At 41.7% G+C, this 15,776-nt stretch carries 13 protein-coding genes, 1 pseudogene, 1 riboswitch and 1 other annotated feature; of the genes and pseudogenes, 6 read left to right on the top strand and 8 right to left on the bottom strand.

Annotated features, from left to right (window positions below; translation table 11 throughout):
• Nucleotides 1–69: 69 nt before the first annotated feature.
• Nucleotides 70–420: a winged helix-turn-helix transcriptional regulator gene (locus tag AC2YHV_RS04805; RefSeq protein ID WP_057278559.1), complete on the bottom strand. Its 351-nt coding sequence runs from the start codon at nt 418–420 to the stop codon at nt 70–72.
• Nucleotides 421–545: 125 nt separating this feature from the next.
• Between AC2YHV_RS04805 and AC2YHV_RS04800 the strand changes: the two genes are divergently transcribed.
• Nucleotides 546–1,169: a nitroreductase family protein gene (locus AC2YHV_RS04800; protein WP_057278558.1), complete on the top strand. Its 624-nt coding sequence runs from the start codon at nt 546–548 to the stop codon at nt 1,167–1,169.
• 66 nt (nt 1,170–1,235) lie between these two features.
• Here the strand turns inward: AC2YHV_RS04800 and AC2YHV_RS04795 are convergent.
• A pseudogene (locus tag AC2YHV_RS04795) lies at nt 1,236–1,560 on the bottom strand (ABC transporter permease); the annotation flags it as partial.
• 312 nt (nt 1,561–1,872) lie between these two features.
• On the opposite strand from AC2YHV_RS04795, the gene AC2YHV_RS04790 reads away from it, so the two are divergent.
• Nucleotides 1,873–2,403 (top strand): NAD(P)H-dependent oxidoreductase, encoded by a 531-nt coding sequence (locus AC2YHV_RS04790; RefSeq protein ID WP_369315961.1) that lies wholly within the window; start codon nt 1,873–1,875, stop codon nt 2,401–2,403.
• Between the two features lie 64 nt (nt 2,404–2,467).
• On the opposite strand, the gene AC2YHV_RS04785 is transcribed toward AC2YHV_RS04790, so the two are convergent.
• The 6 genes from AC2YHV_RS04785 to AC2YHV_RS04760 all read right to left on the bottom strand — a co-directional run bounded on the left by AC2YHV_RS04785 (nt 2,468) and on the right by AC2YHV_RS04760 (nt 10,487).
• Nucleotides 2,468–2,833: a winged helix-turn-helix transcriptional regulator gene (locus tag AC2YHV_RS04785; protein ID WP_063577474.1), complete on the bottom strand. Its 366-nt coding sequence runs from the start codon at nt 2,831–2,833 to the stop codon at nt 2,468–2,470.
• A gap of 292 nt (nt 2,834–3,125) precedes the next feature.
• The gene (locus tag AC2YHV_RS04780) at nt 3,126–4,130 is read right to left on the bottom strand and encodes an ABC transporter permease (protein WP_034305912.1); all 1,005 of its coding nucleotides are present in this window, start codon (nt 4,128–4,130) and stop codon (nt 3,126–3,128) included.
• A gap of 1 nt (nt 4,131) precedes the next feature.
• A complete protein-coding gene (locus AC2YHV_RS04775) occupies nt 4,132–5,634 on the bottom strand; it encodes a sugar ABC transporter ATP-binding protein (RefSeq protein WP_095678682.1) in 1,503 nt (500 codons plus the stop codon).
• Nucleotides 5,635–5,690: 56 nt separating this feature from the next.
• The gene (locus tag AC2YHV_RS04770; RefSeq protein WP_048685529.1) at nt 5,691–6,803 is read right to left on the bottom strand and encodes a sugar ABC transporter substrate-binding protein; all 1,113 of its coding nucleotides are present in this window, start codon (nt 6,801–6,803) and stop codon (nt 5,691–5,693) included.
• Nucleotides 6,804–6,918: 115 nt separating this feature from the next.
• A riboswitch (SAM riboswitch) is annotated at nt 6,919–7,024 on the bottom strand.
• Nucleotides 7,025–7,118: 94 nt separating this feature from the next.
• On the bottom strand, nt 7,119–9,860 hold the full coding sequence (locus AC2YHV_RS04765; RefSeq protein WP_222620070.1) for a GTPase domain-containing protein: 2,742 nt from the start codon (nt 9,858–9,860) through the stop codon (nt 7,119–7,121).
• Between the two features lie 453 nt (nt 9,861–10,313).
• Complete coding sequence (locus AC2YHV_RS04760; protein ID WP_164468807.1) at nt 10,314–10,487, bottom strand: hypothetical protein; 174 nt, start codon at nt 10,485–10,487, stop codon at nt 10,314–10,316.
• A 207-nt stretch (nt 10,488–10,694) separates the two neighbouring features.
• Nucleotides 10,695–10,941, top strand: a binding site (T-box leader).
• Nucleotides 10,942–11,039: 98 nt separating this feature from the next.
• Here AC2YHV_RS04760 and brnQ point away from each other — a divergent pair.
• The 4 genes from brnQ (at nt 11,040) to rluF (ending at nt 15,297) form a co-directional block, all read left to right on the top strand.
• Nucleotides 11,040–12,371, top strand: coding sequence for a branched-chain amino acid transport system II carrier protein (gene brnQ / locus AC2YHV_RS04755; RefSeq protein WP_487372720.1), 1,332 nt, complete (start codon nt 11,040–11,042; stop codon nt 12,369–12,371).
• 122 nt (nt 12,372–12,493) lie between these two features.
• Nucleotides 12,494–13,426 carry an aldo/keto reductase gene (locus AC2YHV_RS04750; protein ID WP_098184936.1) on the top strand — a complete coding sequence of 311 codons (933 nt, stop codon included), beginning with the start codon at nt 12,494–12,496 and terminating at the stop codon, nt 13,424–13,426.
• 148 nt (nt 13,427–13,574) lie between these two features.
• Nucleotides 13,575–14,474 (top strand): DMT family transporter, encoded by a 900-nt coding sequence (locus AC2YHV_RS04745; RefSeq protein ID WP_098865667.1) that lies wholly within the window; start codon nt 13,575–13,577, stop codon nt 14,472–14,474.
• A gap of 115 nt (nt 14,475–14,589) precedes the next feature.
• A complete protein-coding gene (gene rluF / locus AC2YHV_RS04740; protein WP_487372719.1) occupies nt 14,590–15,297 on the top strand; it encodes a 23S rRNA pseudouridine(2604) synthase RluF in 708 nt (235 codons plus the stop codon).
• Nucleotides 15,298–15,776 lie beyond the last annotated feature (479 nt).

Genomic DNA, 15,776 nt, shown 5'->3' with positions numbered 1-15,776 from the left:
AATAATATTAAATTCTGCTTGCCTTACTGAACTTATCAAAAAAATCCATACTACTAGTTGATGCAGATCTTATTTATGATGACGACAGATTTGATCTTGCCTTTCGAGGTTTTGTTCGACTGCATATGTAGTGCCCCATTCACACATTGTATTTAATACAGGTACAAATGATTGACCTAACTCAGTTAAACTATATTCTACTTTTGGTGGTACTACTTTATATACTTCTCTTCGGACAAGCCCATCTCTTTCCAGCTGCTTTAATTGGTCGGTTAAGACTTTCTGGGTTATGGTCGGTATTAGAATATAAAATTCTTTTGTCCTCATTGGTTTTTGACTCAGAAAAAAGAGGATTAAGCATTTCCACTTTCCTCCTACAGTATTCATGAAAATATTTATTCCCGTATTTAGACTCTTCATTCCTCATTCCTCCTGAATAGGCACATAAAGGTGGCTATGCCACTTTATTGTGCGTTATTTTCTTCTACATCATGGGTCCATTATACTCTGATTATAAAGCAAATATAACATTGGGAGTGAACACGATGAGTGTAAGAGAGACTATAGAAAAAAGACGTTCCGTAAGGCAGTATGATCCCCATTATAAAATTAGTCCAGAAACATTGGCGACACTTATTGAAGGAGCAAGTAAATCTCCTAACGGAAACAATATTCAAGCAACCCGATACCTGGTTATAGATGAACCATATTTAAAGAATTTGTTACTGCCCATCGCTTTTAATCAACAACAGGTAATTGAAGCCTCAGTACTGATTGTTATACTAGGTGATTATCAAGCATTTGAAAAAGAAAATATCATAATGATACATGAGGATGAATTTCAAAAAGGTTATTTTGACGCATCTGTAAGAGATTATCTAACAAACGCGGCAATCAATTATTATCTAAATAAATCAAAAGAAGATTTAAAGGTTGAATTAATAAGAGACGCAAGCCTGGCGTCAATGTCGTTAGTTTTATTGGCGAACGAGGCAGGTATAGAAACCATTACAATGTCCGGGTATGATTCCGAACAATTAAAGTCAGCCTTAAACATTTCCGATAGGTATTTAGATGTTATGCTTATTGCCATGGGGAAAGGAATGAAAGAAGGTCACAAAACAGTAAGACACGATGTTAGCAAAGTCATTTATAAAAACAAAATATAGTGAGTGTATTGGAAAGAGGGTTAAAAAGAACCCTCTTCCTCTTTCTTCTTAATTTTTCGTAAAACTTTAGTGTTTTAGCTTGTAATAGGTTACCGCGAGCGCTAGGGCAAGAACTGTTCCTTTGATGATATCAATCGCATCCATGATAAGGAATCCGCTCAGGACTGCACCGCTGAAGCCTCCAAAGGCATTCGGTTTTCCCGCTCCTAAAACGGAGGAACCAATGAAGGCTGCTGCGACGGCATCAATAGCGGGATCCTGAATTGATTTCCGATTTCATGCCCCTTAATGCAAGGACAATTCCCCCGATTGCAGCAAATAGAGCTGGAATCAGATGGGTATTAACTGATATCCCGGAAAGTCTAGCCGCTTCCTTATTTCCCCCAATCAAAAGGAATCAATCACATCTCTTACAGATTCCCATTCCAGGCGCTTTTGTTTAAAGCCTTCTTCCCCCACTGATGTAAGTCAATTTTGGCTAATTCAAAGCCGTACATATCCCTCCTATATAAAAGTGACTATCTGACCTTTTAAGATTCCCTTATTAACATCTTCTTCATATTGGAATTTACAGATCGTTTTTTTAGTTAAACCTGATTTAACACTCTCCTTTAGGTAAGTACCTATACTAAAAGTGCATACTTACGCACTTGCAGAGTGCACTTTATACTTAAAATAAATAATAGTTAAGGAGGAGAAATCTTTGAAAACTCTTGTTATCGTAGCACACCCCAGTCTGGAAACATCCGTCATAAATAAGCGATGGGTAGATTCGCTAAGGAAATATCCGGAGAAGTATACAGTACACGAATTGTATAAGGTTTACCCTGACGGAAACATGAATGCGGAAAAAGAACAGCAATTAATCGAATCGCATAGTAATCTTGTTTTACAGTTCCCTTTTTATTGGTTTAATTGTCCGCCTCTCCTAAAAAGATGGCTTGACGATGTTTTTACTTATGGTTGGGCTTATGGTTCAAATGGAGGCGATAAATTAAAGAATCGCAAAGCGGCTTTAGCTGTATCTGCCGGAATTAACGAAGAGGATTATAGTGAAGAAGGAAGATATCGCTATACACTTGAACATTTATTATCTCCCTTTGAAACTACCTTCCTATACTGCAATGCAGATTATCGTTCATTCTTTGCGTTTTATGGTGCTGAAAATGAGCCAGCCGTGAGCGAATTGGAAAAAAGCGCACAAGATTATTTGAATTTTGTCGATAACCTATAATAGGCAGTTCATTAAAAAAGTATTTCCTTGTCAGGGAAATACTTCTTTTGATTTATCAAAATAGCTACACCTCCGGCTGTTTAGTATCCTGAGCTGGCAAACTGTTTTTCTCTCCCCACTCGCACATCATATTTAACAATGGGATGAGAGATAGACCACGATCAGATAATGAATATTCTACTTTTGGAGGTATTTGGGGAAATTCCTTGCGTATGATAAGGCCGTCTGCCTCCAACTCTTTTAACATGATGCTTAGCGTTTTAAAGGAAATGGTACCGATACTTCGCTTCAGTTGATTATGGCGCATGACCTTATTTTCAGACAGCCAATACATTATGATCATTTTATATTTGCCGCCTATCAAGGACAGCGTATATCCAAAGCCAGTTTCATTCGGTTTCACACCTGCCGGAACACAGGTTTCGCGCATAAATTTACACTCTCCTTTAGATAAGTATATGATATGAATGTTCATACTTTACAATAGATCATTATCAATCTTATTAAAAGGTAAATAAGGTTCCTATAAAAATTACAATTGCGGTCAATCTTTATACTCCGACAATGAGGGTTCAAAAAGTGCTCCTGCCACCATTTTAGCGTAAGTAAAATGATGATGATCTCCTTAACCCATCCCTTTTTAAAAAGGAAAAATCCTGTTGCATTACAACAGGATTTTTTCATATTTTTGGATTTCTGTAGAGTAACGTAACGAATTCTTTTTAATGTTTTTGCTTATAATAGGTTACCGCGAGCGCAAGGGCCAGCACAGTTCCTTTGACGATATCCATCGCATAATACGGAACGGACATCATGATGAGTCCATTTTGAAGGATTCCGATCAGGACTGCACCGATGAAGGTTCCAAAGGCATTAGGTTTTCCCGCTCCCAAAACGGAGGAACCAATGAAGGCTGCCGCGACGGCATCCATTAAATAGGGTGACCCTGAATTGATTTCCGATGTCATGACCCTTGATGCAAGGACAATCCCCCCGATTGCAGCAAATAGAGCCGAAAGCAGATAGGCAAGGATTTTGTATTTATTAACCGATATCCCGGAAAGTCTCGCCGCTTCCTTATTTCCCCCAATAATGTACATATAACGACCGTGCTTCGTATAAGTCAAAAAGATATGGGTCGCTATCACAATGACGGCCATGATCAGGATTATCCACGGTACCTGGCCAATTTTGGCGAAAAACGGGCTGATCAGTCCTGTTGCGAATGTCCCGTCGGGCATGACCATATTTTGCGAAACCGTGGCCCCTTTTGTATAGGTAAGGGCAATTCCCTGAATAATGAACATGGTAGCCAATGTCATCAGCATGTCGGGAATTCTCAATTTAACAATCATGAATGAATTCAAAGCCCCTACGAAAAGCGAGGCACCGACCGCAGCTAATATGGCGATGAATGTATCCTGTGAAAACCAGACAAACATCGAGATGACGATGGCATTGGCCAATGATGCGACGGAGCCGACGGAAAGGTCGAAGCCATCCACGGTCAGTGATATTGTAATGCCGATCGCAATGATGGTCACGATTGAAATGGAACGCAGGATGTTTATCAGGTTAGACGTTTGGATGAAAGATGGATTGGATACGGCGAAAATTCCAATCAGAATGATAATCGTCAATATTGTGCCGTATTTATAGAAAAAGTCGAATAGTTCCACCTTTTTCTTCGCTTTCGCTGTCTGTGTAACAGGAATGGGTATGCTCATCCTATTTACCTCCTGTTGAATAGAATAGTAGTTCTTCTTCATTCGTTTTGCTTGTTTCTAATTCGATGACAGTGCTCCCGTCATATAACACATAGGTCCGGTTGGTAATGCCAATGATTTCGGTAAGCTCGGAGGATGCATAAATGATCGCTTTTCCATTCCTTGCAAGCTTTGCAATCAATTCGAATATATCCTTCTTGGCTCCGACATCGACCCCTTTCGTTGGTTCATCGAATATGTATACATCCGCATCTGCCATAAGCCATTTTCCAATCGCAACTTTTTGCTGGTTACCACCGGATAGGTTTTCGACCTTCACTTCCCCTGAAGGTGTTTTAATGCCGAGACTTGCGATCATTTCCTTCGCCTTTTCCTTTTCCGCCTTACGATCGACGACACTGAATGTTTTGCAGAATTTGCCGAGACTGGCTGCAGTCAAGTTTGCCGAGACTGATTCCTGTACAAGGACCCCTTCTTTCCTGCGTTCCTCAGGTACAAGTGCCAGCCCGCTTTTTACTGCTTCATGCGGTGATTTCAGAGAAAGCTTTCGACCATTCAGTATGACTTCACCCGCTGTGATGGACGTATGACCGAAAAGGGTTTTACACAGCTCCGTTTTCCCAGCCCCGACCAGCCCAGCCAAACCGATTATCTCTCCTGCTTTAATATTCAGACTGACATTCTTAACTTTCTCGGCATCTGACAATCCGTTCACTTCCAGAATTACGTCTCCAATCGAAGCATTCACTTCAGGAAACTGTTCATCCATGGTTTTCCCGAGCATGTTCTCTACCACTTCGGTACGGGTTATGTCCTCGATTTTTCGACAAGTGACACGCTCCCCATTCCTCATGATCGTAATTTCCTCACAGATTTCAAAAATCTCAGGCAGACGATGTGAAATGAAAATGATTGCCACGCCTTTTTGCTTTAACTCATTTACAATTCGAAAAAGTTCTGTCGTCTCCGTATGACTTAACGGAGCAGTTGGCTCGTCGAGAATCAGGAATTTGCATTCTGTCGAAACGGCTCTTGCTATCAGGACCATCTGTTTTTCAGCCAAGGTCAGGTCTCTAACCAACTTTTTCGAAGGGACATGAATTTTCATATCTTCAAGAATAGAAGTGGCTTTGTTGTGCAGTTCTTTCCAATGTACCCTTTGTTTTTTTCCCATGTTTTGGACCATATCATTCAACATTACATTTTCCCCAACTGTTAAATAAGGGATGAGGGCGGTATCCACTTCCTGATGAACTATTTGAATGCCCTGTTCCTGAGCAGCTTTTGGCGAGCGGATATCCCGCTTCATCCCATCAATAAAAATGTCACCTGAATAATGAACATGGGCTCCCGATAAAACTTTCATTAACGTCGATTTCCCTGCTCCGTTTGCACCGACCAATGCGTGGGCTGTTCCTGATTGTACGGAAAAATCAACATCACTTAGCGCCTTCACCCCCGGAAATTCAATCGAAATCATCTTCATTTCTAGTTGCTTGCCCATGTCCATTCCCCCTTATAGAACAGACACTCCCTTCGCTGGAAAGAGAGTGTCTCTTTTTATTTTTTATAATGATCTTTCAAAACCTTCATCCAATCTTCTTCAAATTCCGTCGATACACCCCAGCCATCGACAATATCAGACAGGTTTGCCATGTTTACCGCTTCTTTTGAAGCTTGGATTTGCTTTTGCGAAATGAGTGATGCCTCCAAATCATATGTTTGCGGTGTTTCTTCACCCGCTAATTTTTTAGCCAATATCCTCATATTCACTGCACCGATCAACTTGGGATCGACTGCTGCCGTGTAGGACCAAGAGCTATCAGCCGATTGGATTTCCTGGAGATCTGCATTCGAAACATCAATTCCATATATCTTCACTTCATCGCGGCCCGCTTCTTTAATCGCCCGGGCTGCACCGATGGCAAAGGCATCCCATGTTGCGAAAATGGCATCCAATTTGCCTTTAGGGTATTTATTCAGCATTGCGGCTACAGCATTTTGTGTCTGAACCGAAGTATCAGCGGATGCCACTCCGAATCTTTCGACTTCTTTAATCCCTGGATTTTCTTTTAGTTTTTCCTGATAGACTGCATTTCTTCTTACCATTGGAGGAAAACCATCCACCCAAAGATATGCAATTGCCGCTTCACCTTTCTGTTCTTTTATCAGTTTATCGAAAGCCAATGTTGCCAGCGCTTCATCATCTTGTGAAGTTAATGTCACGCCCTCTATTTTAGATAGATCGCTTATTGAATCGAATGTGACAACGCTTTTACCTGCATCAACCAACTTCTGAACGTCATTTACAGTTGCGGCATCATCACCATGTGAAATGATATAGCCGTCGTAATCTTCCTCCAAAGCCTGTGCTATCGCATCATGGAATTTAGCCGTATCACCATTGGCTGTGTACGTATCGACCTGAAACCCCAGTGCTTCTCCTTCTTCTTTCGCCCCCGCCAGGTATTGGGCAGTATGATCATCACCGCCAATTTTACGGATCACTTTGATTTTGGCTCCATCGCCATCAGCAAATCTCTCCGGGACATTTTCAAATGATACTTTTTCTTCTTTCTTCGATTCTGTGGAACTCTGCCCTGCAGAGCAACCCGTTAAAAGCAAAGCCGAAGCGATGGCAGAAATGAATATCCCTTTAATAGACCTTCTCATCTTGTTCCCCTCCATGTTTTCTAATTAGTCTTATCAGTTAAGTCGGTGTAAATCCCAAAATAAAAACCTCTCTAATATAGAGAGGTTTAATCGGCTGTTTTGCAGACTTGTCCCTCTCTTATCTGTCAAAACATTTCTGTTTTGCAGGATTTAGCACCAATTCCTAATGGAACGGTTGCTGGGCATCTTAGGGCCAGTCCCTCCGCCACTCTTGATAAGAGATATATTGTGTTACGTTTTCGTAATTATCACTTTATAGGGATATAGTCGTAAAGTCAATAGATTTTTGAATATTTGAAATTTTTCCTGTTATTTTTATTTTCTTTGGAGCTGGGCTAGACGCTTTTTCTCGATTTTTTCAAGCCTCTCCAACTGCCTTAATTTCACTTCGAACAACGTGATCGGATCACGGTAAACCTCAGGATTTTCTTTCATATGCTCCAATGCAGCCTGGTAGTCTTTTATTTCAGTCTGCGTCTGCTCTATCGTTTTTTGAAGTAAGGCAAATGAACTGCGATAGAAAAGTGAGATGTCCCGATCCAATGATTTTTCAAACAATCCAAATTGGGTTAGGAAACGTTCCGTGATCATTTCAGCAACATCCAGGTAATCTTCACTTTCCAGGTATTTCTTGTAACGATTGTACATATTGGCCTTATTTTGCGGTATCGCCCCAAATAGCTTACCTGCTCCTTTAAGCAGTAATTGTGATGGAGTCCTGCGCAAAAGGATATTGACGTTTTCGATGCGGATACTGCTTGTCATCCGGTCGGCATCACGGCGCCAGTCATCCAATACCCTGAAGTCACCTGCCAGTGTAATCCGTTCTTCTTTGTATAATTCATTGAATCCGGCACTCATCTCATCCATGAACTGCTGGCTTTGTGAGAACTCCATTTGGGAACTGGCAATCCAGTCTTGAAGAGAACGGTAATATTGAGGCATGATCTTGTCAGAAATGAAGTTTTGAATCCGCTCATTCATTTCCTGGTTTAACTGTACATGGACCTGACTGAAATCACTGCTTTCCGTTAACGATTTAGAGCAATCCCTCAGTAATTCAGGAATTTTTGAATAAAGCTGACTTTTCACTTCGTCCTTAAGCGAACGATACGACCTTATGATATTTTCACTTTTTTCTTTTTCCAGATCAGCCAGTTGATTGACCGCTCCATTCAGTTTGACTTCCATCTGCTCATTCCAAGAGATGGAATGCTCGCATTTCCGCTCATTGGCTGTCCGTTTTTCTAATAGATAAGATAAAGTTTTACGAATGAATGCCAGGATTTTTTCAGATCTTCTTTCCTTCCAATTATCATCTTGATAATTCGATTGAAGGAAGGCTGAAAGATCCTTCAATTGCTGCCTGCTGTCATAATGTTTGGAGAAAGCGAACACCTTCGCATTCGGGAAATATGCATTCACTTTATCCCATGTTTCGTCCTCCATCCGGACTGCGACCTGATCACTGTATATCGTATCCATTTTATTTAATAGGAAATGGATCGGCAGTTTAGGTGCCATCATTTGAATTTCCAATAACAGATCCCTTTCGCTGCCGGTGAAAGGAGCCCGGGCGTCAAGAACGAACATCAGGCCATCACTGCCATGTAAATAGCCTTGGAAATCGGATTCCACGCTTTGTTCCCCATTGAACCCCGGTGTATCCAATAATCGCAAATGATTATTTCTTAGGTAGTCACTGATGATTGTCACATCGACTATAGTCCCGCGCTGACGGCGTGTTTCATCCAAATCAGTTAGCTCCTCGACAACTTTGCTATCTGTATCGGTAATTTCAAGGATTTCCAAATCATCCCCGTCTTTGACACTGACTAGGGAAGAATGGTCCTCAGCAGCAATGCTCTCTCCAACGATTGACTGAATAAAGGATGTCTTGCCATTTCCTGTACTTCCTGCAAGAAGGAGATTGAAATTGCTGGTATCTTTAAGCCCCTCCACCATCCATTTAAGCTTATTTCCAACCCTTAAATCATTATCTTCAGCCCACTGGATAATGGAATTGAACAGTTTCTCTCCCGCTTCCAGTCCGCCTCCCAATTTAGGCGATTTCGAAAGCAGGCTCTCCGCATCCTGAATGACCAGCGCATTAATCGTATCCGGAAAGATTTCATTCCAGGACAACGTGGATGCCGCCGCAAACAGCGAAAGCTCCCCGTCTGCGATTTTGAGCCAGTTTTCCAGCAACCTTGGCACGACAGGACTTAATTCTTTGATTAGATGCGTTCCTTCTAACAAACCTGCATATGCATCCCTGTAATAGACGGAAAGCTCATCCCATACATCCGCATGGTTCAATTCGATGGTATCTATCAAATTATTAATCACTCTTAACCATTCGAAATAAGCATCCGTATATTTATAATTTTTCCAAAGGGCAACCGTCATTTTCTCGAAACGTTCCTGGTCGAGTGTGTATAGCGAACCAAGGACAGTTGAGAAATAATCCGGCTCCATCGATTGGGCAACACCCTGCTGGATATACGTTTTCAGCACATCGAACCAGCCCATTGACTCTGTACGGATACTTTCATTCGCCGCTAATACCACCGCACTGTTCCAATCCTTTTGTTCTTCAAAAAAGGCGCGTGCAATTTCAGTGACATTCGGGTAGTCTGGTTGAAACTCGACTGCTTCTTTCACGACTTTGGAAGCCAAATCATTTCTCGATTCCACTATGTACAGGGAAAACAGCTGCAAAAGAACTTCTGTTTTCAAGACAGCTTCATCCGTATCGACGGATTTATAGATATCCTCTGCGGTTGAATACATTTCCAATTCAAAATACGCATCAGCGATGTTTTTCTTCGCCCATGAACCAAGTTCCCCTTCTATGTTTTCCCATTTAAAAATGGCTGCTTCATAGTCATGGTGCTGAAAATATACCTCTCCTTGAGCAAATCTAATTGCGGTTAAATCGGATCTTTCCTTTTTTTGTTCCACGAGGAACATTTCACCCAAAGCTTGAATGGGATGCTTCCTTGTATCCTCAAGCATCGTTTCATAATATTTTTTTCCGATCAGACGTTCGTCCATCTTTATTCCCCCGATATATTTCATATTTTCAATTAAAGGATAATCACTGATTCTATAAGACTCATAGCAGACCTAATATTCAATTTATAGGTTCCTTTAGTTAAAAAATCATTTACAAAACCTTAAAATGTTATTTTAACAAAACTTTAAAACAGAACCAACTAGAACTGTAATGTTTTTAATAAACCGATACAGAGATGTCATTTCCATTTTCGAGAAAATATGTTTTTCTACATATCAGCTAGAAGTGAGCGAACCATTCTCCATCCCTCTAAATGACCAGAAGCCCAGCCCTTCAACTTACCTATAAACGGTAAAAAACAAAATCACTCTGGCTCGTCCATTACTTGATCCCCATTTTTGCATTCATATAAAAAAGCAGTACCCTCATTCATAAAAGGTAACTGCTCACTGATAAGCTCCGAACAGTACTTGTCCTTTGACGAATTAGGATTATACCCCTGTACGCTTACGTTGGTTATTCGGCTTTTTGGTCAACTGGCTTTTAAGCTGTTTCGTTTTCTTCACAACGCCTGTTTCCAGTTTATCTTTACTTGATCCTGCTTGCTTTTGAGCCAGTTTTTGTTTGACTGCATCCGCCAGGCTTAATTTTTTATTTTCAGACATGTTGTTGTCTCCTTTAGTGTTCTGCCTCTATTATAATATAGTTGCGATTAGAAAGATAATAGGGAGTAATATCCTATTCTTCTTCAAAAAACACTCTTGATAAAGTTGGTTTCGCCAAATGGGGACTAATTTCCTGCTCCTTTGAAAGGATTTTATGATAAATTATGTTGACTTCATAATCAGAATTTGCTAAATTATCTTTATATTATAAAATCTATGAAGAGAAAGAGTAAGATGAGAACCCTGTTCCACAGAGAGTCGACATGTGGTGGAAGTCGATGTCCAAGGCCTATCCGAAAATCATCTCTGAGATGCAAAGCTGAAAATGCAGTAGGCTTTGACGGGTTTCCGCCGTTACAATGGATCACGTATGAATTCGTACGTTGACTGAGTGCCGCAGCTTCTTTGAAGTGCGGAATATGGGTGGTAACGCGAGCACAAACTCGTCCCTGATTTTTCAGGGGCGAGTTTTTTATTTGCACAAAACACTTTAATTAGCCTTTTTCAGGCCAGTCGGCGGGAGTTATCATTTTAAAAAAAGGAGAAATCACCATGAAAAAAACAGACACATTATTTATCGGCCTTATGCTTTTCTCAATGTTTTTCGGAGCCGGGAATCTCATATTCCCTCCATTTTTAGGAGCATCTTCTGGAACTTCTTTCTGGCCAGCCATCGCCGGTTTTGTCACCACCGGAGTCGGCCTGCCAATTTTGGTGCTTCTTGCAGTCTCACTTGTTAAAGGCGGCGCACAAACCATCGGTGCCCGAGTACATCCCCTATTCAGCACGTTGTTCATGGTCGTAATCTATTTAAGCATCGGGCCGTTTCTGGCCATTCCGCGGAATGCGAATGTTGCCTATGAAATGGGCTTCAAGCCGTATCTTGGCGACTCTGTGGATCAACCACTATTTCTATTCATGTTCACAATCATATTTTTCATCATCGTTTATGCCATTTCATTGAATCCGGAAAAAATGGAAACCTTCATGGGACGCTGGATCACGCCCGTTCTACTTTTGTCCATGGTCATTCTCTGTGTCGTTGGGTTCGTAAAGCTTGATGCTCCTTTCCAAGCTCCAACCGAAGCATATGCTGCAGGAGCCTTTTCGAAAGGGTTCATCGAAGGCTACAACACGATGGATGCTTTAGCTGCCTTGGCCTTTGGGATCGTCATCCTTACTTCAATCCAGCAAAGGGGGATTTCCGAACGAAAACAATTGACGAGATATACAGTAAAAGCGGGTCTCATCGCTGGCGTTTTGCTTTCTTTAGTTTATATCTCCTTAGGTGTAATGGGAGCACGCATGGCGGCCGGTGGGTCATTCGAAAACGGAACGGATATCCTCACTGTCGCTTCCACCCTTTTACTAGGAACCGGCGGGAAGGCCCTTCTTGGCATCATTTTCACTTTGGCATGCTTCACCACCGTTGTCGGGTTGACGACTGCTTGCGGACAGTATTTCTCGAACCTTTTCCCCAAGCTGAACTATAAAACCGTCATTCTGATTGTAACAATCGTCGGTTTCATCCTTTCAAATATGGGTCTGAATCAAATTCTGAAAGTATCGGTACCATTCCTTGTGATGGCTTATCCGCTAACGATCGTCCTGATTGTTCTGACATTCTTCAGCCGTCATTTCAAAAATCCGAAGAAGGTTTATCGCAGTGCAATGACTTTCACAGGAGTCTTCGCCTTGATGGATGGGCTGAATGCTTTCGGCTTACAATTAGGACCCGTACAAACCTTGACTGATGTCCTTCCCCTTTCCGCTTACGGCATGGAATGGGTCATCCCTGCTCTCGTCGGTACAGCCCTTGGCATTCTGCTCAGTCAAATCGGACAAACAGCTTCCGCTGAGGAGTTGGAAGTCGAAACACTATAATAATGAAGTAAGCAGGTGATCTTTCCGGTCATCTGCTTATTTTGTACACACCTTCATTGCTTTATTTTGGAAATCGGCAACGGCTTTTTGTTATGATGGTGTCAAAGGAGATGATAAGTAATATGTCTAAGCAAACCCGTATTGGTAAAACAGATCTGTATGTAAACCCGATTGGCCTTGGCACGAATGCAATTGGCGGACATAACCTTTTCCCTAATCTAAGTGAGGATACAGGAAGGGATGTTTTGAGAACGGCATTGGAAGAAGGAATCAACTTTTGGGATACAGCTTACATTTACGGTCCTGAACGTTCAGAAGAACTTATCGGTGAAATCCTTAAAGAGAGCCGCAAACGCGAAGACATAGTCCTTGCCACTAAAGGGGCACACAAATTTGTCGATGGCAGCATCGTTTTTGATAACTCTCCCGCTTTTCTGAAAAATGCCGTGGACTCGAGTCTAAAAAGGCTCCAAACAGACTACATCGACTTATTCTATATCCATTTCCCTGATGGTGATACCCCTAAAGATGAAGCAGTAGGTGCCTTAAAGGAATTGAAGGATGCAGGCAAGATAAAGTCAATCGGCGTCTCTAACTTTTCGTTTGAACAATTGAAGGAAGCGAATAAAGACGGCTATGTCGATGTCCTGCAATCCGAGTACAATCTATTCAAACGGGAGGCAGAACAAGACCTGCTTCCATATACAGCCGAAAATGATATTTCCTTCATTCCTTATTTCCCCCTTGCTTCCGGTTTGCTCGGCGGCAAATATAATCAGGATTCAACATTCGATGACGGCCGGGCAAAAAGTCCGCTTTTCCAAGGACAAGCCTTTGTAAGCAACCTGCAAAAAGTGGAAGAAGTACGGGCGATCGCCAACAGGAAGCATACCGATGTCGCCGATGTCGTACTAGCTTGGTATTTAACCAGGCACTCGATAGATGTACTGATTCCCGGAGCGAAAAAACCAGAACAGGTCACACGCAACCTACAAGCATTGGACGTCGATCTAACCATGGATGAAATCGCCGAAATCAGTGCCATTTTCGCTTAATATAGATGTGTGAAAAGGCTGTTCAGCTAAAGTTGAACGGCCTTTTTATCCTGTCCAAAATTGACTGATAAGGCCCCCTATATTGCTTAGGTACCCCTATTTTGCTATATTTAGTGAATATTCCATAAATTCAGGGAGAGGCAGTCTGATGAAAAAATCTATTGTTATTTTATTTCTTATCTTGGCAAATTTGTTCTGGGCCGGTAATTATATATTCGGAAAGTACGTTGTGACCGAACTTTCCCCGATCCAACTAACCTTTGCGCGATGGCTAATCGCCGTTTTCTTATTGTTTCCTTTAGCGCAATGGATTGAAAAACCAGACTGGAAGAGTGTATGGAAAGCCTGGAAATTACTATTAGTCATGGGTGTACTCGGAATCATCAGTTATAATTTTTTCCTTTATTGGGCTCTGACCTATACAACTTCCATGAATGCAGCTCTTGTCAATTCCATGAACCCTGCATTAATTGTTCTTTTTTCCGCTTTGCTGTTAAAGGAGAAAATTTCATCCCTACATGCACTTGGACTTATCCTATCTTTATTCGGCGTTTTATTGGTCTTGACAAAAGGACACCTTCTGGATATATTCCAGCTCAATTATAATAAAGGCGACCTATTGATGATCCTGGCGATTCTCGTTTGGACCTTCTATTCTATAATCGGTAAAAAACTGAAAAACATTCCGATCATCTCAGCTACTGCCGTTTCCGTATTTCTCGGTTTGTTTCTCATTGCTCCATTTGCCATTGGCTCGGGAATGAACCTTGATTTAAGCAGTAAAGCCATCACCGGTCTTTTATATATCGGGATTTTCCCTTCTGTCGGCTCATTTATTTTCTGGAATATTTCCCTTCGCCATATCAATGCCGGTCAGGCTGGGATTTATCTAAATCTGATTGCTGTATTTACCGCCATTCTTAGCCTTATTTTGGGTCATGCGATTACGACCATCCAAACCCTCGGTGGCCTCCTTGTTTTCCTCGGCGTCTACCTGACAAGCAAAAAGAAAAAAGCAGATCCGTCAGCTGTCACGAAGAACATGTAAAGGGCATCCAGTGATACACATCAACGAACGCTTTCTTCTCTTTTCCCCTTGTCTATGCACCATGATTTACGTTATCCTTTAAAGAAGAAAATCTGAATGTAAAGGTGTGCTTTAGTTGAGGATTAATAAATTTATCAGTGAATCCGGAATTACCTCGCGACGAGGCGCAGACAAATGGATAGCCGAGGGCCGTGTGACGATTAATGGCACTGTAGCTGAGCTCGGCAGTCAAGCTGAATCCGCCGATGATGTCCGGGTGGACGGCAAGCCGATAAAAGTCGAACAGCAAAATGTCTATATTGCACTGAATAAACCGATAGGGATTACAAGTACGACCGAAAAACACATAAAAGGGAACATCGTTGATTTTGTAAATCATCCGCTTCGCATTTTTCATATCGGGCGGCTGGACAAAGACTCAAGCGGTCTGATCCTTCTTACAAATGACGGAGATATCGTTAATGAAATCCTTCGTGCAGAAAACAAGCATGAAAAAGAATACATCGTAACCGTGGATAAGCCACTTACCGCTTCCTTCATCAAAGATATGTCATCCGGAGTGGAGATTTTGGATACGAAAACACTTCCTTGTAAAGTTGAGCAGTTGACCAAATACACATTTAACATCACTTTAATGCAAGGACTGAACAGGCAAATCCGCCGTATGTGCTCCGCACTAGGTTATGAAGTCCGTGATTTACATCGAATCCGGATCATGAACATCCATCTGGACGGACTGGCGATCGGACAATGGCGCGACCTGACCGAGGATGAATTGACGGAACTATTTAAGGAATTGGATTATTCCCCTAGGAAAAGATGATAATGAAGATGCCCCCAGAATTCCGGGGGCATCGCTTTTTTAATTTCAGAAGGATTTCCTGTAATCATTTTGCTTTTATTCGTAGTTTTGCTGATTTACTCGTGAGCTTTGCGGTTTTACTCGTGAGTTTTGTACTTTTACTCGTGAGTTTTGCACTTTTACTCGTGAGTTTTGCACTTTTACTCGTGAGTTTTGCACTTTTACTCGTGAATTCCGCGGGGAGCTCCACGCATTTTATGATAATGAAAGGAATCTATTTTTAAAGACATTGATTCCCAAAGCGGTTTTGTTTCTGAATCTACTCTTTTCCCGTCAATTACATCTATGTGCTTTATTCTTTTCATTTTTCCTCTGCGAGCGACCGCTACCCTTTTGCTGTAATTCTTCTAAAGCAAGTATGGCAAATCCCATGATGGGATAAGTGGCCGCCACCAATCACCCCAATTTTGAAGGTTTCCATGAATTCATCGATGGTTGCC

This window comes from Peribacillus sp. SRI_006 (assembly GCF_057586375.1).
Note: the sequence above shows the minus strand (reverse complement) of the source record. Positions and strands in the feature narration are given on the sequence as shown.

Coding starts and splice junctions, on each gene's coding strand:
- AC2YHV_RS04805 (WP_057278559.1), bottom strand. CDS start 420: ATGAAGAGTCTAAATACGGGAATAAATATTTTCATGAATACTGTAGGA.
- AC2YHV_RS04800 (WP_057278558.1), top strand. CDS start 546: ATGAGTGTAAGAGAGACTATAGAAAAAAGACGTTCCGTAAGGCAGTAT.
- AC2YHV_RS04785 (WP_063577474.1), bottom strand. CDS start 2,833: ATGCGCGAAACCTGTGTTCCGGCAGGTGTGAAACCGAATGAAACTGGC.
- AC2YHV_RS04780 (WP_034305912.1), bottom strand. CDS start 4,130: ATGAGCATACCCATTCCTGTTACACAGACAGCGAAAGCGAAGAAAAAG.
- AC2YHV_RS04775 (WP_095678682.1), bottom strand. CDS start 5,634: ATGGGCAAGCAACTAGAAATGAAGATGATTTCGATTGAATTTCCGGGG.
- AC2YHV_RS04770 (WP_048685529.1), bottom strand. CDS start 6,803: ATGAGAAGGTCTATTAAAGGGATATTCATTTCTGCCATCGCTTCGGCT.
- AC2YHV_RS04765 (WP_222620070.1), bottom strand. CDS start 9,860: ATGGACGAACGTCTGATCGGAAAAAAATATTATGAAACGATGCTTGAG.
- AC2YHV_RS04760 (WP_164468807.1), bottom strand. CDS start 10,487: ATGTCTGAAAATAAAAAATTAAGCCTGGCGGATGCAGTCAAACAAAAA.
- brnQ (WP_487372720.1), top strand. CDS start 11,040: ATGAAAAAAACAGACACATTATTTATCGGCCTTATGCTTTTCTCAATG.
- AC2YHV_RS04750 (WP_098184936.1), top strand. CDS start 12,494: ATGTCTAAGCAAACCCGTATTGGTAAAACAGATCTGTATGTAAACCCG.
- AC2YHV_RS04745 (WP_098865667.1), top strand. CDS start 13,575: ATGAAAAAATCTATTGTTATTTTATTTCTTATCTTGGCAAATTTGTTC.